This window comes from Oceaniovalibus guishaninsula JLT2003, assembly GCF_000299575.1.
Classification (GTDB): domain Bacteria; phylum Pseudomonadota; class Alphaproteobacteria; order Rhodobacterales; family Rhodobacteraceae; genus Palleronia; species Palleronia guishaninsula.
Window position 1 is genome coordinate 1 of record NZ_AMGO01000059.1, and the last position, 567, is coordinate 567.

The following is a 567-nucleotide window of genomic DNA, read 5'->3' on the forward strand; positions in this document are numbered from 1 at the left end:
CGGCATCGCCCACCGACCAGGCGATCGGCACCGGCGACGGCGCAACGACCGCCTTCCAGCTGGTGAAGCGCTACGCCTCCGGGGCGCAGTCCTGGGCGCGCGCCATCGCCAAGCCGGTGGCGGGCACCGTGCGCATCGCCCTCGGCGGGGTGGATCAACCCTCCGGCTGGTCGGTCGACACCACGACAGGTGTCGTCAGCTTTGGCGCGGCACCGGGCGCAGGCGTCGCGATCACCGCGGGCTTCGAGTTCGACGTGCCGGTCCGCTTCGACACCGATGCGCTCGACGTGACGCTCGACCTCGAGCGGCTCGGCTCGATCACCTCCATTCCGCTTCTGGAGATTCGGCGATGAACGACACCGGCAGCTTCGTCGCCGCCGTGTTGCGCGAGCTCGCGGCCTCGACCGCCGTGATCCTCGCCGCCTGGGGCGCGCTCGGCGGCGCCACGAACGCACTGACCACGAGGATGCGGCTGCGCGATGCGCTGCGGCACATCCTGCTCGGCGGGCTAATCGCGGCCGGGATGGGGAGCCTCTCCATGGCCGTGATCACCGCCTGGCTCAGCCG

At 71.8% G+C, this 567-nt stretch carries 1 protein-coding gene and 1 pseudogene; both read left to right on the forward strand.

Translation table 11 applies throughout. From position 1 onward, the window contains the following. Positions 1 to 353: DUF2460 domain-containing protein (locus OCGS_RS12745; protein WP_040611034.1), on the forward strand; the 353-nt coding region annotated here is incomplete at its 5' end. Beyond that, positions 350 to 567: pseudogene (locus OCGS_RS12750) on the forward strand (hypothetical protein); the annotation flags it as partial. The gene OCGS_RS12745 and the pseudogene OCGS_RS12750, both read left to right, overlap by 4 nt.